The organism is Kosmotoga sp. DU53, assembly GCF_001639905.1.
GTDB classification, from domain to species: domain Bacteria; phylum Thermotogota; class Thermotogae; order Petrotogales; family Kosmotogaceae; genus Kosmotoga; species Kosmotoga olearia.
The window spans coordinates 143245-166792 of record NZ_JGCK01000073.1 but is presented as its reverse complement, the minus strand read 5'-3'; the positions used below and the strand labels follow the sequence as shown (position 1 = coordinate 166792).

Annotated in this window: 24 protein-coding genes and 1 tRNA gene; 17 read left to right on the top strand and 8 right to left on the bottom strand. The window is 40.3% G+C overall.

The features are described 5' to 3' along the window. Genes dxs through era form a run of 6 tightly spaced genes read left to right on the top strand, consistent with a single transcriptional unit; the run spans nucleotide 1 to nucleotide 7713 of the window. Nucleotides 1–1896: a 1-deoxy-D-xylulose-5-phosphate synthase gene (gene dxs / locus DU53_RS11030; protein ID WP_015869430.1), complete on the top strand. Its 1896-nt coding sequence runs from the start codon at nucleotides 1–3 to the stop codon at nucleotides 1894–1896. Continuing rightward, entirely contained in the window at nucleotides 1865–2206 is a 342-nt protein-coding gene (locus tag DU53_RS11025; RefSeq protein WP_015869429.1) for an Asp23/Gls24 family envelope stress response protein, read from the top strand. Before dxs ends, DU53_RS11025 begins: the two co-directional genes overlap by 32 nt. Before the next feature lie 15 nt (nucleotides 2207–2221). Then, on the top strand, nucleotides 2222–3886 hold the full coding sequence (locus tag DU53_RS11020; RefSeq protein WP_063728660.1) for a DAK2 domain-containing protein: 1665 nt from the start codon (nucleotides 2222–2224) through the stop codon (nucleotides 3884–3886). Nucleotides 3887–3899: 13 nt separating this feature from the next. Continuing rightward, nucleotides 3900–4751, top strand: a complete 852-nt coding sequence (locus DU53_RS11015) for a glycine--tRNA ligase subunit alpha (RefSeq protein WP_015869427.1) — start codon at nucleotides 3900–3902, stop codon at nucleotides 4749–4751. Continuing rightward, a complete protein-coding gene (gene glyS, locus DU53_RS11010) occupies nucleotides 4748–6799 on the top strand; it encodes a glycine--tRNA ligase subunit beta (protein WP_063728659.1) in 2052 nt (683 codons plus the stop codon). The genes DU53_RS11015 and glyS overlap by 4 nt, the downstream gene beginning before the upstream one ends. Continuing rightward, nucleotides 6796–7713, top strand: a complete 918-nt coding sequence (gene era / locus DU53_RS11005; RefSeq protein WP_063728657.1) for a GTPase Era — start codon at nucleotides 6796–6798, stop codon at nucleotides 7711–7713. The genes glyS and era overlap by 4 nt, the downstream gene beginning before the upstream one ends. 143 nt (nucleotides 7714–7856) lie before the next feature. Here era and DU53_RS11000 read toward each other — a convergent pair whose 3' ends face one another. Together DU53_RS11000 and DU53_RS10995 are read right to left on the bottom strand one after the other, a co-directional pair. After that, nucleotides 7857–9803, bottom strand: coding sequence for an ABC transporter ATP-binding protein (locus DU53_RS11000; protein ID WP_063728656.1), 1947 nt, complete (start codon nucleotides 9801–9803; stop codon nucleotides 7857–7859). 5 nt (nucleotides 9804–9808) lie between these two features. Continuing rightward, nucleotides 9809–11539 (bottom strand): ABC transporter ATP-binding protein, encoded by a 1731-nt coding sequence (locus DU53_RS10995; protein WP_063728654.1) that lies wholly within the window; start codon nucleotides 11537–11539, stop codon nucleotides 9809–9811. A gap of 223 nt (nucleotides 11540–11762) precedes the next feature. On the opposite strand from DU53_RS10995, the gene DU53_RS10990 reads away from it, so the two are divergent. The 4 genes from DU53_RS10990 (at nucleotide 11763) to ribF (ending at nucleotide 15405) form a co-directional block, all read left to right on the top strand. Further along, entirely contained in the window at nucleotides 11763–13118 is a 1356-nt protein-coding gene (locus DU53_RS10990) for a patatin-like phospholipase family protein (RefSeq protein ID WP_161484793.1), read from the top strand. Nucleotides 13119–13209: 91 nt separating this feature from the next. Beyond that, nucleotides 13210–13587 (top strand): 30S ribosome-binding factor RbfA, encoded by a 378-nt coding sequence (gene rbfA / locus DU53_RS10985; protein WP_063728652.1) that lies wholly within the window; start codon nucleotides 13210–13212, stop codon nucleotides 13585–13587. Beyond that, on the top strand, nucleotides 13584–14513 hold the full coding sequence (gene truB / locus DU53_RS10980; RefSeq protein ID WP_063728651.1) for a tRNA pseudouridine(55) synthase TruB: 930 nt from the start codon (nucleotides 13584–13586) through the stop codon (nucleotides 14511–14513). The genes rbfA and truB overlap by 4 nt, the downstream gene beginning before the upstream one ends. Further along, a complete protein-coding gene (gene ribF, locus DU53_RS10975) occupies nucleotides 14506–15405 on the top strand; it encodes a riboflavin biosynthesis protein RibF (protein ID WP_082853930.1) in 900 nt (299 codons plus the stop codon). The genes truB and ribF overlap by 8 nt, the downstream gene beginning before the upstream one ends. Here ribF and DU53_RS10970 read toward each other — a convergent pair. Then, nucleotides 15391–16182 carry an alpha/beta hydrolase gene (locus tag DU53_RS10970; RefSeq protein WP_063728649.1) on the bottom strand — a complete coding sequence of 264 codons (792 nt, stop codon included), beginning with the start codon at nucleotides 16180–16182 and terminating at the stop codon, nucleotides 15391–15393. The genes ribF and DU53_RS10970 overlap by 15 nt on opposite strands. Nucleotides 16183–16288: 106 nt before the next feature. On the opposite strand from DU53_RS10970, the gene DU53_RS10965 reads away from it, so the two are divergent. Together DU53_RS10965 and DU53_RS10960 are read left to right on the top strand one after the other, a co-directional pair. Beyond that, a tRNA-Glu gene (locus tag DU53_RS10965) sits at nucleotides 16289–16363 on the top strand. Between the two features lie 104 nt (nucleotides 16364–16467). Beyond that, nucleotides 16468–17187: a GNAT family N-acetyltransferase gene (locus DU53_RS10960; RefSeq protein ID WP_063728648.1), complete on the top strand. Its 720-nt coding sequence runs from the start codon at nucleotides 16468–16470 to the stop codon at nucleotides 17185–17187. Nucleotides 17188–17457: 270 nt separating this feature from the next. Here the strand turns inward: DU53_RS10960 and DU53_RS10955 are convergent, their stop codons facing one another. The 4 genes from DU53_RS10955 to DU53_RS10940 form a co-directional block, all read right to left on the bottom strand. After that, nucleotides 17458–17751 (bottom strand): hypothetical protein, encoded by a 294-nt coding sequence (locus DU53_RS10955; protein WP_063728646.1) that lies wholly within the window; start codon nucleotides 17749–17751, stop codon nucleotides 17458–17460. Continuing rightward, nucleotides 17744–18088 carry a hypothetical protein gene (locus DU53_RS10950; RefSeq protein ID WP_063728645.1) on the bottom strand — a complete coding sequence of 115 codons (345 nt, stop codon included), beginning with the start codon at nucleotides 18086–18088 and terminating at the stop codon, nucleotides 17744–17746. The genes DU53_RS10955 and DU53_RS10950 overlap by 8 nt, the downstream gene beginning before the upstream one ends. A 98-nt stretch (nucleotides 18089–18186) precedes the next feature. After that, nucleotides 18187–18726 carry a hypothetical protein gene (locus DU53_RS10945; protein ID WP_063728643.1) on the bottom strand — a complete coding sequence of 180 codons (540 nt, stop codon included), beginning with the start codon at nucleotides 18724–18726 and terminating at the stop codon, nucleotides 18187–18189. Nucleotides 18727–18764: 38 nt separating this feature from the next. Further along, on the bottom strand, nucleotides 18765–19547 hold the full coding sequence (locus tag DU53_RS10940) for a DUF5780 domain-containing protein (protein ID WP_063728642.1): 783 nt from the start codon (nucleotides 19545–19547) through the stop codon (nucleotides 18765–18767). Nucleotides 19548–19833: 286 nt separating this feature from the next. On the opposite strand from DU53_RS10940, the gene DU53_RS10935 reads away from it, so the two are divergent. After that, nucleotides 19834–20166, top strand: coding sequence for an ASCH domain-containing protein (locus DU53_RS10935; RefSeq protein ID WP_235599825.1), 333 nt, complete (start codon nucleotides 19834–19836; stop codon nucleotides 20164–20166). 142 nt (nucleotides 20167–20308) lie between these two features. On the opposite strand, the gene DU53_RS10930 is transcribed toward DU53_RS10935, so the two are convergent. Next, nucleotides 20309–20668, bottom strand: a complete 360-nt coding sequence (locus DU53_RS10930) for a hypothetical protein (RefSeq protein ID WP_063728638.1) — start codon at nucleotides 20666–20668, stop codon at nucleotides 20309–20311. Between the two features lie 150 nt (nucleotides 20669–20818). Between DU53_RS10930 and DU53_RS10925 the strand changes: the two genes are divergently transcribed. The 4 genes from DU53_RS10925 to DU53_RS10910 all read left to right on the top strand — a co-directional run bounded on the left by DU53_RS10925 (nucleotide 20819) and on the right by DU53_RS10910 (nucleotide 23484). Then, on the top strand, nucleotides 20819–21259 hold the full coding sequence (locus DU53_RS10925; RefSeq protein ID WP_015869414.1) for a hypothetical protein: 441 nt from the start codon (nucleotides 20819–20821) through the stop codon (nucleotides 21257–21259). Between the two features lie 24 nt (nucleotides 21260–21283). Continuing rightward, nucleotides 21284–22114: a PhzF family phenazine biosynthesis protein gene (locus tag DU53_RS10920; protein ID WP_063728709.1), complete on the top strand. Its 831-nt coding sequence runs from the start codon at nucleotides 21284–21286 to the stop codon at nucleotides 22112–22114. Between the two features lie 76 nt (nucleotides 22115–22190). Continuing rightward, the gene (locus DU53_RS10915) at nucleotides 22191–23018 is read left to right on the top strand and encodes a fumarate hydratase (RefSeq protein WP_015869412.1); all 828 of its coding nucleotides are present in this window, start codon (nucleotides 22191–22193) and stop codon (nucleotides 23016–23018) included. Then, a complete protein-coding gene (locus tag DU53_RS10910) occupies nucleotides 22999–23484 on the top strand; it encodes a FumA C-terminus/TtdB family hydratase beta subunit (RefSeq protein WP_015869411.1) in 486 nt (161 codons plus the stop codon). The genes DU53_RS10915 and DU53_RS10910 overlap by 20 nt, the downstream gene beginning before the upstream one ends. Nucleotides 23485–23548: the final 64 nt, after the last annotated feature.

The following is a 23548-nucleotide window of genomic DNA, read 5'->3' as shown; positions in this document are numbered from 1 at the left end:
ATGATTGAGTTTGATGAGGTTCCTCTTTACAAGAAAATAAAAGGGTATAGCTATCCTGAACTTGAGATACTGGCGGAAGAATTCAGGAACTACATCGCTAATGTTGTGTCGAAAAATACAGGGCACCTTGCCTCAAATCTTGGTACCATTGAGTTAACATTTGCCCTTTATCGTGTCTTCGATCCGGAAAAAGATATTATCATCTGGGACACAGGACATCAGGCCTATTCTCATAAACTCCTGACAGGGCGCTTTAAGGCTTTCAAAACCTTAAGGCAAAGGCATGGGATAAGCGGATTCACCAAACGGGACGAGAGTAAGTACGATGTATTTGGCGCTGGACATGTTGGAACTGCTATTCCAGCGGCTCTTGGAATTGAACAGGCTTTAAAGTTAAGAAACGAGAAGAGAAACATTGTTGTTGTCGTAGGAGATGGTGCGTTGACATCCGGGATAAGCCTGGAAGCCTTAAATCAGATACGGGAACTTTCATCGAAGATAAAGATAGTGGTAAATGATAATGGAATGAGTATCAGCAGAAACGTCGGATCTCTTTCAACAAAACTCAATGAATTTCGATTGAATCCTATTTACCGTGAATTAAAAGAGGACCTGAAAAGTGCACTTGAGACAATGAGGCTCAGTAAAATTGAGAATATACTTTCCAAACTCAAATCGGGGGTAAAGCATTCCCTTCTTGGCGGAAATATATTTGAAGATCTTGGGTTGAACTACATTGGCCCAATTAACGGCCACAATATCCGTGAAATGGAAGGCTTGTTCAAGATGGTTAAAAACTTTGATGAGCCATTCTTGATACATGTAGTGACCAAAAAGGGTGCAGGTCTTGACTACGCTGAGAAGGATCCAACGACATTTCACAGTGTTTCCAGGATCGATCCGGAAACAGGGCAGAAAATAACTCAAACGAATATGGTTTCTTACAGCAGGGTCTTTGGCTCGGTTCTAGCAAAGCTTGGTGAATTGGATCCAAGAATCGTCGCGGTCACCGCAGCGATGCCTGATGGAACAGGATTAGCAGAGTTTGCCAGAAAGTTCCCTGAAAGATTTTTTGATCTGGGGATTACCGAGCAACTCTGCACAACTTTCGCTGCCGGTATCGCCACCAAAAATTTGAAACCTGTTTTCGCTGTATATTCTACTTTCTTACAGCGTTCTTTTGATCAGTTGATTCACGATGTTGCTTTACAACGATTGCCGGTTGTTTTTGCTATAGATAGAGCAGGAATTGTGGGAAGGGATGGTCCTACACACAACGGAATATTTGATATCGCTTATCTCAGCATGATACCAAACATGAGGGTTTTAGCGCCATCGAATCTACAGGAACTGGCAAATATTGTGTGCACTATTCTGTCAGATGAAGAAATTTCGGGCCCCATTGCAATAAGATATCCGAGACAATCTGAGATAGCCAACCTTGAAGAGATTCTCAATTCTATGATGAAGATCAACGTGTGGAAATGGGAAAAACTTTTTGATGGCAAAGAAGTGGCAATACTCGCTGTTGGCAGTATGGTTTCACCAGCGAAACAGGTAGCTGAAAAACATGGTTATACACTATACAACTGTAGATCAGTAAAACCCTTAGATGAGGTGACTTTAGCCGAGGTGTTGAAGAAGCATGACCTTGTTGTTTGCATAGAGGAAGGAGTCAAAATAGGTGGTTTTGGTTCCAGCGTAATGCTTTATGCAAGCGATCACGGTTTTTCCACCAGAGTCGTAGCAATGGGTGTTGAAGATAGATTTTCGGAGCATGGATCGAGGGAGGAGATTCTTTCTGAACTTTTTCTGGACAGCAGGGGTATTGAAAAAAGAATATTTGAACTGAGAGGTGAAAGAAATGCTAATAACGACCGAGTACGGAAAGATTGAAATCACGCTGCAGGCGATCGGGTCAATTGTAAAGAAAGTCGTTTCTGAATCCTACGGGCCTGTTAATGTAGGTGCCCCACAGCAGGGGTTTCTGGCAAAACTGCTGGGTGGAGACGACAAGCAGGGTATAAAAGTAATCGAGGAGATCGATGGCTCGCTTGAAGTGAATATCGATTTGACCCTCGAGTACGGTATAAGAATACCCACAGTCGTCGAAAACATACAGGAAAACGTATTCCACAAACTAAAGACTTTGACAGAAGCCAATAATGTTAAAGTAAACGTTCATGTAGTTGGACTTGAAGACTAACAGGAGGCGTTGTAAATGAAAAGGCTCAACGGCAAGTTCTTCATTCTGGCTTTTCGAAAAGCCGCTGAGCGTTTGCTCGCAAATAAGGATGAGATAAACGCTCTTAACGTTTTCCCTGTTCCAGACGGAGATACAGGTTCAAACATGTCAGCGGCTGTTCTTGAAGCTCTTTCGTACCTTGATAAGCTTAAATCTGATGATCTGTCGGATGTATTGGAAGCAGTAAAAACCGGTATGTTGATGGGGGCCCGTGGTAATTCCGGGGTCATACTTTCGCAGATATTCCGGGGTTTCGCGGAAGGTACGAAAGAAAAGAAGTTGCTAACAACCAAAGCTTTTACAGAGGCTCTACAAAGTGCGAAAGAAGTGGCCTACAAATCGGTTATTAAACCCGTTGAGGGAACAATGCTGACCGTTATAAGGGTTGTCGCAGATAGAGCACGGGATGAGTTGGCTGATGTGGAAGAATTTGAGGAATACTTTAAGAGAATATCTGAAATTGCTTTTGAAACGGTGGACTTGACTCCAACCATGTTAGCTAAGCTTCGGGAAGCAGGCGTTGTTGATGCAGGGGCAAAAGGACTTGCTTACATTTTCGAAGGTTTCAACCTGGCTGCTCAAGGCGATACGGAAGCAGAACTTCTTGAGACCGGGCTGGCTGTTGCAGGCGGTTCCGCAGAAAAAATCGTCGAGGTTGTAAAAGAGGAACTTAAATACACCTACTGTACCGAGTTAATTATTGCTCTCGACGATCAAAATAATGAAGAACAACACGAAATATGTGACTCCCTGAAGAGTTACCTTGAAGAAATGGGAGATTCTATCGTTATAGTAAATCAGGATAATATTATAAAGATACATATACACACCGATCACCCAGGGGAAGTTATTGAAAAATTCATCAGCTATGGACAACTTCAAAAGGTAAAAATAGATAATATGAAGCTCCAGCACGAACACGTGATAGAGGTTCAGGAAGCTCAACAGAATTTCGGTGAAGGAAAGGTTCATGGGATAGTAGCCGTTTCTCCAGGTGAAGGGTTGTCAGAGATTATGAAGAGCTTAGGTGCAGATATTCTCGTTAAAGGCGGTCAAACGATGAATCCGAGTATGAAGGATATTTATGATTCTATCGAGCGTTTGGAACCCAATGTTGTCATATTGCTTCCAAACAATCCAAATATAATCCACACAGCAAAAGAAGCAGCAAATGCGGTAATGGAAAAGAATCCCGCCAAGAAGGTTTACATTATTCCCACGAGAAGTGTACAGGAAGGCATAAGCGCCCTGGCCGTTTACGATGATTCCATGGATACCGATGAGCTGATAAAAGAGATGGAAGAAGCGGCCGAAAGAGTTGCCCCAATTTCTATAACCTATGCTATAAGAGATTCAAGCGTAAAGGGTAAAAAGGTAAGAAAAGGCGAATATATAGCTTTGGGGAAAGATAAATTATTTGCTACTGGAAGAAAGCTTGAAAAGGTTGCCTTTGAAAGCATTAAAAAAGTGCTCGATGAAAACGAAGACTACGAAATAGCAACGATATTCTATGGGAAAGATATCAAGGAAGAAGCTGCAAAGAAGCTCATGGACTATCTTTCCGATGAATTTGAAAATTTGGAATTTGAGCTTCATAATGGCGGGCAACCTTATTACTATTACCTGATAGCTATAGAATGAATGGAGGAATGGTATGTACCTGCAAGAGATAATAGCAAAACTTAATGACTATTGGAGTTCTCAAGGGTGTCTTATTGACCAGCCATACGATGTTGAAATGGGTGCTGGTACCTTTCATCCATCAACCTTTTTACGTTCTCTCGGTAAAAAGCCCTGGAGAGTAGCTTTTGTGCAACCAAGTCGGAGGCCCACTGATGGAAGATACGGAGAAAATCCAATGAGAACTCAACGATACTTCCAATATCAGGTAATTATCAAACCCAGCCCTGAAAACTCACAGGAGCTCTATATAGGTTCACTGGAAGCCCTTGGTATAGATCCCAAAGAGCATGATATTCGATTCGTTGAAGACAACTGGGAATCGCCGACTTTGGGTGCCTGGGGTGTTGGCTGGGAAGTATGGCTCGATGGTATGGAGGTTACTCAGTTCACATATTTTCAGCAGGTTGGCAGTATAGATGTCGACCTTATATCTCTGGAGATAACCTACGGTCTTGAGAGAATCGCCATGTATCTCCAGGGTAAGGATAATTTCTTTGATATAGACTGGAATGAACACTTCAAATACGGTGATGTGTTCCTTGAAAACGAACGGCAGTTTTCAGCGTATAATTTCGATGTTGCTGATACCGAAATGCTTTTTGAGCTTTATAGAATGTATACAAAGGAATTTGAAAGGTGCATGGAAGCCAATTTGATTCTTCCAGCCTATGACTACATGATTAAATGTTCTCACACCTTTAACCTTCTGGATGCCCGAAACGCGATCAGCGTTGCGCAAAGACAAAGTTACATCAAATCCATTCGTGATATGGCAAGAGCTGTTGCCAGAGCTTATATTCAGCAGGAGCGTGATAGCGAATGAGTTCACATAAGGCACTGCTTGAAATCGGGATAGAGGAAATACCTGCCAGTGAAGTGAAAAGTATCGTTTCTCAGATAAACGGACGTTTGCCTAATTTATTAGAACAACAACGTATTAACTATTCAAACATCAAGACTTTCATAGCAAGCAGACGCTTCGGTGTTTTGATCAAAGGATTGCCTGAGAAGCAGGAAGATTATTATCAGGAGAAACGCGGACCAGCTGAAAAGGTTGCTTTAAAAGATGGTAAGCCTACGAAAGCCCTTGAAGGTTTTTTGAGATCTAACAATGCTACTGTCGACGATGTCGAAGTAAGGGAATTCAAAGGTACATCCTACATTTTCTTGAAGAAAAAGGTTGAGGGTAAGAAAACCTCTCTGGTTCTTTCTGAGGTGTTTAAGGAACTTATCCATGGACTACAATTCAAAAAACCGATGAGATGGGGAAATGGCGAACATAAATTCGTGAGGCCTGTAAGATGGCTTGTAGCGTTGTTCGACGACGAAATTCTGAACCTGGAGCTTTTCGATAAAAAAGCCTCAGACACGTCTTATGGGCACCGTTTCTTCTTTGACAAAATAAAGGTTACCTCTGAAAATTATTTTGAGACCCTCAAAGAAGCGTTGGTTATAGCAGATTTCGATGAAAGAGCACAAAGGGTTATAAATGAGCTTGAGAGAATTGAGAATGAGAAAAACGTCACAATTCCCAGGGACGCTGAACTAATAGATGAAGTTACCTGCATTACAGAATTACCTACAGCTGTTTTAGGAAAATTTTTGCCTAAATATCTGTATCTACCAGACGAGGTCATCATAGTTACCATAAGGCACCATCAAAGAACTTTTCCTGTTTATGAAGAAAATAAATTAACGAATAGTTTCGTTGCCTTCCAGGACGGTCCTGCCGATCCCAAAGGAAATGTGAGAAAAGGATACGAAGAGGTTATAAATGCCAGGCTAGAAGACGCACATTTCTACTTTGAAAGAGATATTCAGAAACCATTGGAAGCATATGTTGAATACCTAAAAGGGATTCTGTTCCAGAGAGGTCTTGGAACTCTCTACGAAAAAACACAACGTGTTCGCTCGCTTTCGAAATATATCGCAAAGCAGTTGAATGCAAAACCTGCTGAAGAAGAGGCTATAGACAGAACAGCTTTACTGGCAAAAGCGGACCTAACAACAAGGGTTGTTCAGGAATTTCCGGAACTTCAGGGAATCATGGGGAGGATCTATGCCCTTGAATCCGGTGAGAGCAGCGAAGTTGCATGGGGCATTCAGGAACATTACGAACCTCTAAATGAAGTTCCTGAAACCCTTACAGGTGCCGTTGTTGGTGTAGCCGATAGAATAGATACGCTGGTTGGAAATTTCCTGCTAGGAAATATTCCATCCGGTTCTAAAGATCCTTATGGATTGAGACGGAAATTATCGCAAATCTTCGAGACGATGTACGCTTTTGGATGGAATATGAATCTTATCAAGCTCTTTGAGAAGGCAGCTGATAATCTGGGAGAAGGTTACGAGAAAATCTCCACAACTTTTGAACCTTTTATAAAGTCCCGTTATGAAGCCTTCTTACTCGAAAAAGGGTATTCGATAAACATAGCCCGTGCTGTTTCAATGTGGTGGAAGAACCCATATCTTGGTGAACTTGTAGCAAAAGCGATTTCAGAGATTATCGGACGTGATGATTTCGACAAATTGCTTGTAGCATACCAGAGAGTTCACAACATCAGCAAGAAGCATGATTCCAACAAGTTTGACGGGTCACTTTTCCTGAAAGAAGCAGAAGTAAATCTTTTCAATGCTTATGTCGAGGCTCTGGACAAAATAAAGAAAGCACTGGAAAAACGCGATTTCTTGGTAGCATTGAAAACCCTTATTGCCTTGAAAGAACCCATAGACGAATATTTTGATGAAGTCTTCGTTATGGACAGCCAGGTGGATATACGTCTGAATCGTCTTGGATTCTTGAAAGCTCTTGATGAGCTTTTCTTTGAGATTGCTGACCTCTCATATCTGATAAACGAGGAACACAAATGAGCGAAAAAAGCGATTATAGATCAGGTATAGTTTCATTGGTTGGTAAGCCAAATGTGGGAAAATCCTCGCTGGTCAATCAACTGGTCGGCGAAAAGGTAGCTATTGTTTCAGATAAGGTTCAAACCACTCGCAACCGTATCGGTGGTATCGTAACCACCGAACGGGGACAGGTGATTTTTTATGATACCCCGGGGATCCACAAGCCGTTGCACAAGCTGGGAGCGTACCTTGTAAAGATCGCGGTCAGTGCTCTCAACGGTTCTGATCTGATAGCGGCCATACTTGATATAAGTGACGGCATAAAAAAATCTGATTTTCTCGTAGCGAAACATGTGAACAGCTCCAATATTCCTGTGTTTTTAGTTATTAACAAAATTGATCTGGTGAAAACGAGAAAGAAAATAAGGGAGTTCCTTGAAGAAGGAACCAAGCTTTTTAAAAATGTGGAGAAAACTTTCCCTGTCTCTGCAATTACCGGGGAAGGCATTAAAGAGTTTCTTGAAGCTGTCATAGATAGAATGCCACCAGGTCCCCCTCTCTTCCCTGAAGATGTTATAACAGACAGATCGGCACGTTTTATGGCTGCAGAGATTATCAGGGAGAAGATCCTCCTGCTTACAAAGGAAGAGGTGCCGCATTCTGTTGGTGTTTCTATCGAAGAATTTACTTACAGAGAAAACGGCACGCTGTATATCAGGGGCGAGATAGTTGTAGAGCGTCCTACCCAGAAAGCGATAATTATAGGTAAGGGTGGCACTATGATAAAGAAAATTGGCACCCTTGCAAGGCAGGATATGGAATATCTTTTCGATACGAAGGTGTTTCTCGACCTTTTCGTAAAAGTCAGGAGAAAATGGAGAGAAAAAGACAATTTCATCATGGATTTTACTAACTTAAATGAAGATCTGAACTAAGTTTCAGGCCTGTCAACCCACTAAATTTGAATCCTGGACAAGCTTAAAGGTATGCCCTGCGGTTGAAGTGATTATAATATTCTTGCTGAAGTAACCCTCAGACCGCTTCGCTGCCCTGAAAAGGGCAGCAATTTTTTTATTCATCAACCAGCATCATCCAGCTCATACTGCAGCCTGTAGAGATCTGCATAAATGCCGCCAAGCTTTATGAGTTCGTCGTGACTCCCTGCTTCAACCAGTTTTCCTTTATGAATTACGAGTATTCTATCGGAGTTCCTTATCGTGGATATTCTGTGAGCGATGGTAAGCACAGTTTTCTCTTTGGAAATTTTTTCCATTGCCTGCTGGATAAGCATTTCAGTTTCAGCGTCGATGTTGGCCGTCGCTTCATCAAGTACGAGAATTTCAGCGTTATAGAGTACGGCCCTGGCCAGAGCAATCAATTGCCGTTCTCCCGCTGAGAGCGTTCCACCGCGTTCGAGAATCTCCGTATCGTATCCTTTTGACAGACGTTCTATAAAACGCTCTGCATAAACGTATTTTGCTGCTTCAATAACCTTCTGTCTGGGAATCTCTTCATTGAAAAGACGTATGTTATCGAGAATCGTTCCGGAAAACAGGAAGACATCCTGTAGAACGACACCAATTCGACGCCTCAGTGATTGAAGGTTTAGATCATAGATAGATGTACCATCTATTCTTATATCCCCGTTCTGGATACGGTATAAACCGTTCAGCAGGCTTATAATTGAGGTCTTACCTGCTCCGGTTTCTCCAACTATGGCAATCTTCTCCTTTGGAGAAACGCGGAAGGATATATTTTTAAGCACGTAATTTTCCCCATCATAAGCGAAAGAGACATTGTCAAATTCTATCTCGCCTGAGATCTTTCTTACAGGTTCTCGTTCGTCGTTGTACGTTTCTTCGGGAGTATCCATAAGCTTGAATATCTTTTCGGAAGATGCCAGCGCATTTTGAACTATATCGTATTTTTCAGCAATATCTTTTAGTGGTCTAAAGAACATGTCGATATAGCTTACGAAGGCGTACAGTACACCAAACTCAAGGGTGTGTTGTATGATCCCCTTAGCACCGAACCATATAAGAACTGTCAGTGCAAGATAATACACAACATCCATCAGCGGTCTGAATATCGAAAAAATAAGCAACTGTTCCCTGAGACTTTTGTAATGTTTTTTATTTACTTCATCAAATTCTTTTGCTTTTCTTTTCTCCTGATTGAAAAGCTGAATCACAGCCATCCCGGATATATGTTCTGCAAGAAAAGCGTTGATAGCAGCTAATCTTGTTCTGACTTTACGATATGCAATACGGTCGAAGTAACGGAAAATGAGTATGGCAAAAGCAATTAGTGGCAGAACGGCAAGAGAAATTAGCCCGAGGTATAGGGACAATTTCAGCATCACGATAATAATTCCAACAAGCAAAACAACATCTTTAATTATTGACGTGATAACACTACTGAAGAACTCAGCAATGTTTTTTGTGTCATTTGCTATACGAGTTGCAATCCTCCCGGAAGGATTGGTATCAAAAAACCTCATGGGCAGTCTCATCACGTGTCTGAACAATGCTTTCCTGATATCATGGGTAACTTTTTGTCCCATGTAGCTCGTAACATAGACTTGAAGATAACTCGTAAAAAACATTCCTAGCAGGATCAAAAGCATGTAAAGAGCTAATTTGGAGATACCTACAAGGTCTCTGGCGCGAAGTTCCCGCAATTCTTCAGAAGAAATGTGGTATTTTATCTCACCGTCTGTTATTATAACGGTTCCATCTTCGAGCTGTTTCAGAATAAATTTCCCATCTGGATCTTCAACGAATTTTGGTTGGCCGTTATTATATTCAACAATTTTATAATGGTGTTTAACATTCATGAAGTTATCTATAGCCACTTTCTGTAAATATGGTAGAACCAGGTCGAAGCCGGTGGAGATTATTATCATTACAACCCCTATCAAAAGGAGATACCAATAGGGTTTTGCGTATTTCCACAACCTCAGGATTACGTGCCAGTCCCGGACTTTACTCCTTTCATCAACTTCTGTGTACATATCGCGAGCCATATATATTACTCCTCCTCCAATTTTTCTTCTAACAATTGCCGCTCGTACATTCTTCGATAAAGTTCGTTAGATTCGATTAATTCCTCATGTGTTCCATGACCAACGATTTTTCCGTCGTGTAGTACATAGATAACATTCGCGTCTCTAACGGCTTTCAATCGATGAGAAATGATAATAATCGTTTTCTTCTCTGTCGAATTCACGAGACTGGAAAGAATTCGAGCTTCTGTTTCCGTATCCACAGCCGACAAACAATCGTCCAGAATAACTATGGGAGTTTCTTTTATCAAAGCTCGTGCTATTGCCACTCGTTGTTTCTGTCCTCCGGAAAGTGTTACTCCTCTCTCTCCAACCAATGTGTCGTATCCCTTCGGGAACTGAACGATATCCTCATGTATTGCTGCAACGCTTGCGTACTTTACAATCCTTTCTTCTTCATCATCTTCAATACCAAAGGCTATGTTTCCTTTGATCGTATCGGTAAAAAGGAATGTTTCCTGAGGAACGTACGAGATATTTTCCCTTACCGTTTCCGGTGGAAGTTTGTTAATGTCTATTCCGTCTATAAATATCTTTCCATCGGGAACTTGGTAAAGTCTGGCTATGAGTTTCGCTATGGTAGATTTTCCTGAACCTGTGGTTCCAACGATCGCCACTTTGGTGCCTGGTTTTATTTCCATTGAAATATTATCGAGCACCACCCGTTCTGATCCAGGATATCTATACGTCAAATCTCTTATAATCACATGGCCTTGCAGTTTTTTTGCAGCTACGGGGTCTTTCGAAATTACTTCCGATTCCCTGTTCAGGATATCAAGAAGCCGTTTGTAGGAAGCCCTTCCCCTTTGAATGAGGTTTATAACCCAACCAATCGCCATCATAGGCCATATAAGCATACCGAGATAAGCAGTAAATGTGATAAATTCTCCCAGCGTTATCTCACCGAGAATCACCTTTCTACCACCATAAAAGGTAGCTATTATATAGCCTATCGAAGCCAGTAGCTGTATTAATGGAAAAAACATTCCCCATACGCGCACAAGCCGCATATTTTTGTTGACATAATCCTGAGATTTTTTTTTGAGTGTTTCGTATCTCAAATCCTCGATACCATAGCTTTTGATGACACGAACGCCTGACACAGATTCTTCAACGGTGTCAGTAAGATCGGAGAAGGATTCTTGAACACTCTTGAAGCGGTTGTGTATCATTTTTCCAAAGAAGCTTGTAACCATTGCCAAAAAAGGTAAAGGGATGATTGCTATCCACGTTAAGCTCCAATCAACCATGGTTCCCATGGCGATAATTGTAACAGAAGTCAGGAAAATAGCATCTACGATCATAACGATGGCTGGCCCCATTGCCATTCTGACTGCTCTTACATCGTTGGTAAACCTTGCCATAAGATCTCCAACACGGGTTTTGTCGTAAAAACTCGGTGAAAGACTGAGGAGCTTTTCAAAGAGTATTTTCTTCGAATAATATTCGAATCTTCGTGCAGTCCCCATTATCAGTATGCGCCAGAAGAACCTGGCCATAAATACTCCCAGTGCTATCATAAAGATGCTTATGATAGAGAGCTTTAAAGCCGATATGTCGTTCAATCCAACCTTGAGAGTATCGACTATATTACCGATAACCCGGGGTACAATAAGTTGTAGAAGATCGACGATGATTAGAAAGAAGCTACCCAGAAGGTAAGTCCACCAATAACGCTTGAAGAACTCTTTGAGCAAAGTTTTCCCCCCCGAAATTTTATTTTGTATCCTAAGTATTATTTATTTTATCATTAAAAAGCGTTTTCTAAAATTCCAGAATTCATCGGTAAGACGCAAAAACATAGTTTGTTGGGAATTTTTCTGTATAAAAGTTTTTAATTTTGAGCGTTTTTTCAGCAGAAGAGATAGAACCACATTGTTTTCTGATTGTATGGTAGTATTTGTTATGGAGTCTCCTGAAATGAGAAAAGTGAATGGTGGTAAAATGATGAAATTAAAAATTCTTATTATTTTTGGAGTGTGTTTGATAATGTTTTCGACAGGCTTTTCTGAAAAAATTGCTCTTGTGCTTTCTGGTGGCGGCGGTAGAGGAGCCTATGAAGTAGGTGTCTGGAAAGCAGTGATGGATTTAGGAGAAGAGATAGGCGGCGTTTATGGTACCTCAGTTGGTGCGATTAACGGTGCCGGGGTTGCTATGGGCGAGTTTGAGCTGGCTAGGAAGCTCTGGTTGACAGCAACTTATGAGGATATAATGAAAATCTCACCAAATATTAGACCGCTCTTTGAAGGCGATATCAAGAATCTCAAATTGAGCAGCATTGCCGAAGCTGTAAAAATGTTGTTTGAAGAGTCTGGTATAGATGTATCTCCATTGAGAAAAAAATTAAGCGAGATTATATCTGAAGAGAAGATACGTTCATCCCCGATCGATTATGGACTCGTTGCCTACTCGGTTTCTAGCTTGTCTCCTGTTATGCTCTACATAGACGATATACCGGAAGGAATGCTTATAGATTATATACTGGCAAGTGCCAATTTCCCGGTATTCAAACGGGAAAACATAGGTGGAGCAAAATTTATTGATGGAGGCGTTTATGCAAACATTCCGGTAGAAATGGCCATTAAAAAGGGTTTTAAAAAGATTGTAGTTGTCGATATAGGTACGTATGGGATTGTTGATATTTTAAATCTGATCAAAGGCTTCACAAAATCGGATGAAGAGATTATTTACATAAAGCCCCGGGAGTATTATGGTGGAATACTAACTTTCGATCCGGAAGTCTCAAAAAAATATATGGCAGAAGGTTATCTCGATACATTGAAAGCTTATGGGATTCTACACGGTAATGTTTACTACATTTACCCGGGTGAAGATCTTATAGGAAAGTTCTTTATGAGTCTCGACGATGAGCAATGTGCTCAGGCAATGGCCATCCTTGAAATCAAACCATTGGACGATGCACCGGTTGCGTATCATTATTATCGACAGGTATTACCTTACCTGGAATCAACTTTTAAATCTTTCAACGCGCTTCCTAGGAAAACGTGCGAAGCTGTTTTAGAAAATATTGCCTCTTACCTTGAGATTAACAAATTAAGGCCATATTCTATTGAAGAATTATTTAAAACGATTGTTAATAGTGACGAGCCTCAAACTACCCGTTCGACGCTTTTAAAATTAACCGTGGGCAAGAAGTACGATATGTTGATTGAATTTCTTAAATTTATCTGGAACAACAGCAAACATGACGTAGAAATTTCAGAAGATTATAAAAGGATACGCTCTTCTTTTGAATCATTAATAACAAGTCCTTAATTTAAACCTCCTTGATTGGGCATTAATGATTCGAAAATCAAGCCCCTTTGAAAGTAATGTATAATGATTAGAGGTAGGGGAGGTGGAACGGATGTCCGCAGGTTACAGAAAAGCGATGCTGGAATCGGAGATTCAAAAGGTTCTAACTGAAGCGCTTCGGAATTTCAAAGGAGAAAGTGAAATAGATCCTACTTTGGTTTCTATCGTGAGAATCGAGCTTTCAAAAGACAAGCGTTGCGCAAACATTTTTGTTAGCTACCTTGGGAATGATGAAGAAAAGAAAAAAGCGGTGGAATTTATGGAGGAAAACAAGGGATACTTCAGGACAGCCGTAGCGAAAAACATAAGGCTTTTTAAAGCTCCTGAGTTGAGATTTCATGAAGACATTGGCATAGAAGCGAGTTTACGAATATCAAAAATACTTGAAGAAATCAAAAAACAAGAACAGGAAAAGGAAGAGAATGAATGAATTTGAACGGATTTCTTTTCATCGATAAACCTTCCGGGATTACTTCGCATGATGTTGTCGATGAAATCCGCAAGAAGTTTGGAATAAAAAAGGTTGGGCATTCCGGGACCCTTGATCCCTTTGCCAGTGGTCTCCTCATTGTTGGTGTTGGCAAAGCTACCAGGCTTTTGGAATATATAAAAGGTTTGGATAAGACATATGAGGTTGAAATGAAACTCGGTGTTATGACCGATACCTTTGATTTTACTGGTAATCTTGTCGAAGAAAGGGAAAGTTCCCATATCACCGAGGAAATGATCAGAGATGCTATTGAAAGCTTCACCGGGGAATACATGCAGGTGCCACCGGCATATTCAGCGAAAAAATATAAAGGTGAGCGACTTTACAGGCTCGCGAGAAAGGGGAAAATCATAAACTTACCACCAAAGAAGGTCACAATACACGACGTCTATGTAAAATCCTTCGACCCCGTCGAAATGACTGTATCATTCGTTGTAAAGGTCTCAGCTGGAACCTACGTTCGTTCCCTTGTTATGGACATAGGTTATAAGCTCGGATGTGGAGCAACAACGACCTTTTTGCGAAGGCTGGCCATAGGAAAGTTTTCAGTTTCCGATGCTGTTAAACTCGATGAGGTTGATATTAAAGACATAAAGCCTATGAACGAAGTTGTCAGTTTTCTTCCAGGGATTGTCGTTTCCAGAGAACAGGCCGAGAAAGTATTAAACGGTGGCCAGATATATTCCAATGGAGTTGTTGAAATAAAAGGTGTATTTCCTAAAGAAGCCGTGATAAGGATTATAGATGAAGATCAGAATCTACTCGCTATTGCCAGATCCGAAAGGACAAGCAAATTCATTAAGACTCTCGCAAAAAAAGTATCAAAAGAAAGAGTCGCAACATTGGAGAAGGTATTCCGTGGGTAAAAAATTCACTGTTTGCATAGGTAACTTTGATGGTGTTCATCTCGGACATAGAAAAATAATGTCGGAGACTCTTAAGCTTTCCAGAAAGCTTAATGTATGTAGTACTGCTCTTTCCATAATTTATCCATGGGGATATTACTTCCCGAACTTCCCGGGTCTGATCTACACGATTGCAAAAAGGGTTGAACTGATCCTTTCCCTTGGTATAAAAAACGTGGTAACTGTAGATATTGAAGAGATCAAAGATATTGAACCTGAAGAATATATTCTGGCTCTTATAAACCAGGGAATGGTAGGCCTCGTTGTAGGAGAAGACTTCACCTTTGGAAAAGGTGCGCGCGGTAACACCGAACTATTGAGAGAACTGTCAAGGAAACTAAAATTCGAACTCGTTATCGTACCTCATTTGAAACGCGATGGAAGAAAGATAAGCAGCAGTTGGATACGAGAATTGTTAGCACAGGGAAAAATAGAGTTGGCCAATGAATTGTTAGGGTCTCCTTACACAATCTCAGGAAAGGTTTATCAAGATAATCGTCTTGGAACCAAGCTCGGTTTTCCTACTGCAAATATTTCACGAGGAATTGAGAAGGTTGTGACTCCACGCTCTGGAGTTTATATCGTTAAATCAATAATAGGAAGCAGGCTATATTACGGATTATTAAATATCGGGTTCAGACCAACGGTTAACTTTTCTAAAGAAATAAAATACGAAGTGTATTTTCTGGATTTTTCAGGTGACCTTTACGGCAAGAGACTTGAGATAGAACTATTAAAGTTTTTGCGCCCCGAGCTCAAGTTTGCTTCCATCGATGAACTCGTACACGCAATACGGCGTGACGAAAGGATTGCAAGGAAATGGGTAAGCAAGCTTGACTCACAGGTTGTCTAAGAAATAGCTGGCTATTTCATTGAAAAATCTCTCTTTGCGTTCAAGATCTTCAAAGATTTCGTGTTTTCCTCCTTCAATTTCAACAATCCGCTTGTTTTTAGCAGAGACTTTTTCAAAGAATTCCTTTATGGCATCAACTGAAATCACGGTATCATCAGTGCCGTAAATGAACATAACCGAATCTGGCAGATTATCCGTTTTCTGCCATGCTATTGATATGTTCTTATCCATATTGTTGAAGAGCCTTGCAGATATTTTGTCGTGAACGAAAGGATCATTAATATATCTTTTAACCGCCTCAGGGTTTGTTGAGAGTTTGTTGGGATCGATTCTATTACTGAATCTTACAAACGGAGCAACCATATTAAGAACGATCAATAAAGGCACAAGTCCACCAGCCTGCTTTTTAAGAGAATGTAATGGAGGTGCGCTGAACACACAGGCCTTAAAATCTTCCGTTCTTTCCTGTGCAACTCTTATAGACACCAGAGCGCCCATGCTGTGTCCAAAAAGGTAAAGAGGTAAATCCGGAAATTCTATGTTAGCAATATTCATAAGGGTTTCGACAGTCTCAAAGAATTCATTAAAAGAATCCACATGACCATAAGGTGAGGAACTTACTCCGTGGCCTGGAAGATCTGAAGAGTAAACAGTAAACCCTTTTGAAGTCAAAAACCGGGCAAAAGGATCATAACGCCCCGAATGTTCTCCTAATCCATGAACGATTATGATACTTCCCACGGGTTTATTATTTGTAGACCATTTTCTAATGAACATCGCTATCCCTCCCCGTTTTTAACAAAAATATTATACCCTCTATCGCTCAGAATCAAAAAACAGGTATTTACAAGCCCCGATTCTTATGATAATATTTTCAGTGCATGGCCCCATAGGATAACGGCTAGTCCATCGGATTCTCAGTCCGAAGGTCGGGGTTCGATTCCCCGTGGGGCTGCCAGAGAAGAGAAAAGAGAGGAAGTAGAAGACTTCCTCTCTTTTTTTGTAGGTAATCTGCACGCAGATTAAAATAGGTTAGGTCATTGGGAAGAGGGGGTTGCAGGTGTGATTGAAAGGGCGCTCCGGATCCTTGAAAAAAATAGGGTAAAGAACTGCAGTATTATCAATTTCTGCAAAGACTACCCTATAGAATTAGTGGAGATCGTGGGCAAATCGGTTGCGGTAAAAGGGAAAAGCGACAGAAACTGGGTGTACATAAGCTCTGAAAACCTGGAAGAATTCAAAGAACTGCTCAAAAGAATTTCGGCAGAAACCTGCTATGCTGTTCTTGAGGACTGGTTGCTTCCATATGTAATCGCCGATAGAGAGGTTGATTGGATACTCTCCTGCAAAAGGTTCTACCTGCCAGATTATGTAACTTTACCCAAGACTACCATAGGCGTTAAACCTTTGAGACCAGAAATGGCCGATTACATCTTCGAAAACTACGAATACCGTGAATATACCGATTCCGATTATATAAAGGGAAGGATTGAAAAAGCCGGCGGATTCGGAATTTTCGATGGCGAAACTCTGGTGGGCTGGATAATGACTCAGGACGATGGCGCGATTGGTATCCTGAATGTATTACCTGCTTATAGAAGAAGGGGATATGCAAGAGCTCTCATGATCTCAATGGTAGAAAAAGTCAGAGAATCGGGTAACATTCCCTTCGTACAGATAGAAGAAAGCAATATTCCTTCCATGAACCTGGCAAAGAGTCTCGGATTTATCGAAGACAGGAATGTTCATTGGGTTAAACTCAAAAAGGAAGACCATATGTAAAATTCAGCAAAGCACTCGTACATCCTGAACTGGCCATCGATAGAAAGTCCATTTTGATGTTTCGTGGAAACACTTGCGTATGCAAAGACTCTTCGAATTCCTGAAAGAAATTCGTTCAAGCAGATTGTTCCCAAAGAAATTGAAACATGAAAAGAGGAGGATGATGTAAAGAAGTATAATTAATTATACCATATGGGGTAAAAGAAAAAAGTGCTAAACAGCACTTTACTGATTTTATGTTTTCAGTTAAATTTAGCAAAAGAGCTTTTTTTAGGCTTCATCTAACTCTGCTTTTTTCCTATACCTGACATTCTTTTTCTTGGCAGCCGATTTGGAGCGAGAGTAGAATTCTCTTACGCTTACCTCAAGATCCTGTATTGTATTTTTAAGCACTTCTCGTGGGACGGGGTCTATATGAGTTTGATAGACTATGGTTCTTTCTTTTCCTTCAATTTCAATGACCAGAATAACATGCCCGCCCTTAGTCCTTTCTCTAACTATGTTGAAGGTTTCTAAGATTTGTCTGAATTCTCTTAGTGATAGAGGCGGATATTTCTTAGGCATAATGCGGAGTTAATTTGTCTATGTAAGGTTTCATTTTATTGATTTGATTTTTCTTTGAAGAATCAGGAAGTAAAGAAGAAAGGAAAAGTGAAATTTTAAACAGCACTCTATTTTTAAGTGGTTCATCCTTGATAAGAGATTCAATCTTGATTTCACCCGATTTGATTCCTTTAATCAAATCATCTAATATTTTCTTAGTGTTTGAAGTCAAATCATCTAGGGTCTTTCCATAAATTAAAATCCCTAATCCATAAATATAAAAATAATACAACCCGTTGTCCTTGTAAATAAGTACTCCTGTTTCCTTGGTGATTTTCCTAGCGTAGCCGATTTTCATAAATCTCACCTCTCTAATTTAGTATTATACCACTAGCATACATCTTCTATCAATTGCACAGCACTCCCTTTTTAAATAGAACTACTAAAACCTCGCTATCACAACCCCTTCGGCTCTATCTTGGAGATGTCTACGTAAGCGGTATCGAACAGATAAGAGACGTACAATTCCCGAATCTCGGCCTCTTCTGGAATTTTGAAGAAGATATAACCTCTGATATAACCACGCGGGCGTATTTTGCCACCCAGAGACTTATAGTAGTATTCTTCCGGGATTCCCGGGATGTAACCGGAGGAGTAATTGTACCCTTCAGAATCCCGAATGTCGAAACCATAAGACAATGTATCAGCATCTACAATTTCGGCTCCATTATTAACAATAAACACGTCTAGTATCAGAACATGCTCATATCTCAATGCCTGTTTGATAGTTATTGCAATATCACCAAGGAAAAACGGAACACCAATATCTACTACTTTCAATCCCTGGATGTTTTCTTCCAACGTTACTTTTTCCCAGGTTCCGTCATCTTTCAATAAGACTATTTGACTATCTGTTGTTACAGCATACGTGCTGGAAAAAACTTGAAGGCTCAACATTAACACTAAGAAGACAAAAAATAAAGAGGCTTTTCTCACTTTTTATCCCCCCTTATTTTTTGATTTAGACCCTTAAATCACTCCGACTCCCAGAGCGTTCCATCTGAGTAAAGGACAGATATAACTTCAACTTCTATTTTTGCAACTTCTTTATTGTAAATATCCCACGTGAAAGTCGATGTACTAAAACGGGATAAATACGCAGGTTCAACAATGCCATTAATATAATTTGTTTCTGAATGTGCGCTCAAATTTACTGGATTGCCAGACCTATCATATCCATAAATTCTTACATTGAATGCCTGAATAGTTTTATTTGAAATGTTTTTGAAAGTTAGACAGAGTCTCTGATATAAGCCATATGGGTCCGGCCCAAATGTAATTTTATAATCTACAAATATTATTGGGCACATATTAGGATTTTCAGCCCACTGTTTTATAAGATATTTGTCCTTTAATTCATCCAGTGAATACAATAAAGGAGGAGGGGGAGAGACAAATAAATGATTCAGTGAAAAAGCAAAACCCGGTCCAAGAAAAAAATATAACCCTTCAGCAGGTAAGGTCTCAAGAAGAAACTCGGAGTCAAAAATATTGTAGCCCTTATTAATAATATCCACAGTGACACCAAGCCATATTAAATCCCCGATCACGGGGACAATATAGTTTGGGTTGTATTTCATCGGATAAAGACCTTCTTCTCTGGCAAATTGTTTCAATTTATCTGGAAGATTTCTTTCAATATAATTTATTTCGTGCTTATACTGCGAAGCCATAGAAACTGACATTAAAGTAGCGCACCCAGAAAGAGTCAGAAGGATAATCGCTGATATTAAAAAGGTTATTGTCGCCTGTTTCATTCTTATCCCCCCTCAAAAAAACAAAACCCCCTTTTGGGGTTTGTCTACTGTTGTAATTTCGTTGTTATTATACAATAAACTTACGATTGAAACCAAATGCAACTCGTATTTTAAAAACTATGCACCTTTAAGTAATACTCCCGTCAGGCAGTCGAAAAAAGTTTAGGAGCAAATGAACGCTGCCCATGTCTCTGTCAGAATTTCTTCGGAAAATACCGTAAAAAAACAGTATTATAGTTTTATACATCGTCACACAAAGGAGTGTGAGCTTTTTATGGAACATAAAATGAAGCTGCTTCCTGAACCTTTTGAGCTTATCAAAGCGAGAAAGAAAGTTATAGAAGTCAGATTGAACGATGAGAAAAGGCAGAAAATAAAGATTGGTGACACTATTGTTTTCTCTAAATTGCCCGATCTCAACGAAAAGTTGAGGGTAAAGGTTGTGGGACTTTTACACTATGGAACGTTTGAACAGCTTTATCGGGATATTCCTTTTAAATATTTCGGAAAGGAAGGAAAAACACTTGAATGGATGCTTGAAAGTACTTATAAAATCTACACCAGAGAACAGGAAAGAAAGTACGGGGTTCTGGGAATAAGGATCGAACTGTTAGAATAATTCTTCTTAATCATTTTCCATAAATATACGGGTAAGTTCATGCCCGGCTTCTTCAAGATCTTTCCAGCGTTGCTGGAATTTCTTTCTCATTGGATTTATGCCACGATAAGTACGGGTACCTATGATTCTGCCACCAAATTTTCTAACGATTCTTCTGAATTTTTCTATCGCTCTTTTGTTGTTTGGCGCGGCTCCAACACCTACTAAAAAATTTTTTACCTCTCAAATCAGCTCTTCGTATAAAAGTATTCATAGCAGGAGTAGGACATCCAGCCCAGATAGGCGTAAGGAGTATAAGAGTATCGTATTTAGAAACATCGTAATTGGGATCTTTAAGTTTGGTAGAAATTCCAAAAAAAGCAGCAAATCCTGCGCCTAGCACATTGTCTCGTCTTTTGGTGTCTATAAGCTCCCTTGCAGGTAATCCAGAATTTTTTTGAACAGTTTTTACGATTTCTTTTACCGAACCGGTTAGGCTGTAATAAACTAGAAGTGCTTTCATTTCATCACCTCCCGACAAAAGCGTATACTATTATTCTATAGCATACGCCAGGCAATTCCTTCATAATTCCTAGCTGTTGATCGAAAACAGCTTGGCTCTGTACACAATAAAGGTTAGAATAGATTTAGTAAAAAGAAGGTGAAAATTGCGATGAGATTGAAATTTATACTGGTGGTAGTCTTGTTTATCTTTTCCAGTCTGTATGCGTTTAGAATAAGTATTGGAATAAACCTGCACGGACACACTGAACCTTTCCTTGCTGTAAGCATAGATGTTGGAGAATTTAGTGTTCAATTAAAGAATGGATTCATATTCGATGATTCCGGAATATCACTGTTTGTGCCCGGTGTTTTCATATCTAAGGATTTCGGATCCTTCCGGGTACATACAGGTTTTGAAGGATTTATTCAGCTTGAAGAGAAAAAATGCCTGCTTCTTGGAAGAATTGGTGCTAATCTTGGAATGAATCTGGGTGTTGGCTCTCTTTTTCTTGGTGGACAGGTCGGATTGCCAATTAACGTGCCTTTGGATTTTTTGGTCGAGACAGGATTAAAACCAATTCCTACGTTGACAGCGTATTTTGAGTTTTGAACCTATATGAGGTGATATGTGCCGATGAAAATAGTGATTTTTCAGGTTGATGCCTTTACGAGAAAAGCTTATTCCGGAAATCCAGCCGCCGTGTGTGTTTTGAAAAAACCTCTTTCTTCAAAAAATTATCTTGCTATAGCCAGAGAGATGAACTTTTCGGAAACAGCATTTGTGATTATGTCCAAAGAAGCGATGGATTCTGGTGTCTTTGAACTCAGATGGTTCACTCCACAGGTAGAAGTTCCTTTGTGCGGTCATGCTACCCTTGCTACGGCCTGGATACTGTTTTCTGAATACGGTTGTCGTGGAAAAATCCGTTTTAAAACACTCAGTGGTATCCATGAAGCAGAGCTTGTTTCTGATAGCGTAAGATTGAATTTCCCGCAGGATAAACCAATCCCGGTACCAATTCCTAAAGGATTGAAAGAGGTCCTTGGATACTCAGAAAATATGAAAACCTTTTATGGTCAAAAAACCGCAAAGCTCCTTGTTGAATTCGAACAAGCTTCTATTATCAGGGAATTAAAACCTGACTTTAAAAGGCTTCTCTCATTGAAAACTAATTACGAGATAAGAGGGCTTATAGCAACCGCCAGAGGTAATGATGGATACGATATCGTATCAAGATACTTTGCACCGTGGGTAGGGATTGATGAGGATCCTGTAACCGGTTTAGCACACACTGTCCTGGGTCCTTTCTGGATGGAACGACTCGGAAAGAAAAAAATGCAGGCCTATCAGGCTTCTGAACGTGGTGGAGAACTCCTTCTTGAAATTACTGGAGGTGACAGGGTTTACATCACCGGGAATGCAGTAACGATTTTGAAAGGTACTCTGCTGAACGATTTTGCTTGATACCGAGGTGCCAATGAACCCCTTTTAACCTGTTATATTGGATGTGAATACTCTAAAGATATAGATAGGAGCGAGTATGATCAAAAGCTCTGAAATCATAAATGCAGTTTCTAAGTCAATTATAGAGGCAAACACGATTGCTGATCCATATGTTGTCGAACAGGCTTCGCAGTATAGCGGCCCATTTTCTGAGATAATAAAAGAGAATTTCAAACTTGCTGCTGAAAAAGGGCTCCCTATCTGTCAGGACACGGGAATGCTTGAATTTTTTGTGTTTTTGGGACATGAAGTCTGCCTCGAGGAACCGATCTGTGCTTCCCTTGAACGAGCTGTAAGAGAAGTTTATACCACTCAGCCATACAGATATTCCATTGTATCCGATCCTCTTTATGAACGAAAGAACACTGGCGACAACACACCGGTTGTCTGCCATGTATTCCACACGAAAGGAAGACATATGGAAGTTAGGTTCCTCATTAAGGGCGGAGGAAGCGAAAATCTGAGCGCTTTGTTTATGTTAAAACCCTCCGCTGAACCAGAGGAAATTAAAAATGCTGTTGTAAATCATATAAAAGAACTGGGACCGAATGCCTGTCCACCCTTGAATATAGGTATAGGAATTGGAGGTACGGCTGATAAAGCTATGCTCCTTTCGAAACTCGCTCTAACCAACCCTTTCAACCGGAAAAATCCGAACGAAAAATATAACGAACTTGAAAATGAGATTCTGGAAGATGTAAATGCTTTAAAAATTGGTTACCAGGGATTGGGGAATGGTATCTCTGCCTATTCCGTGAGTATCGAGTACTATCCCACGCACATAGCGACGCTGCCTGTTGCGGTTTCTGTAGATTGCTTCATTTGCAGGAAAGGGAGGATTGTTTTTGAAGATAAAGGAACTTAAGGTTGGAAGTGAAATTGAGTACACCGGCGAACTCATTGTTATGCGCGATGCCGCACAAAAGAGAACAAAAACGATACTGGAAGGAAATCTTCCGCTTCCTTTTGATTTAGAAGGCAAGATCGTATTTTACGCCGGACCAGCCAAAGCTCCCGAAGGAAGAAATATAGGTTCAATAGGACCCACAACTTCTTCGAGAATGGATTCATACCTTGAAATGCTTCTGAATCTCGGGGTTATTGCAACCGTGGGAAAAGGTAGAAGAAATGATTTTGTGAGAGAACTGTGCAAAAAGTACTCAGCAGTTTACTTTATTGCTCCCAGTGGTGCTGCTGCGGCGCTTTCGCAAAGAATTATTTCTTCTAAGATAATAGCCTTTCACGACCTTGGACCTGAGGCGGTTTACAGATTGAAAGTCAAAAATTTTCCTCTCATCGTTGCTATTGACAGCGATGGGAATTGTTTATAACTCTTAGATTCAGTTTCCAAGAAATGATATAATTAAAATCTTTAATATCGTAACCCGTGAATGA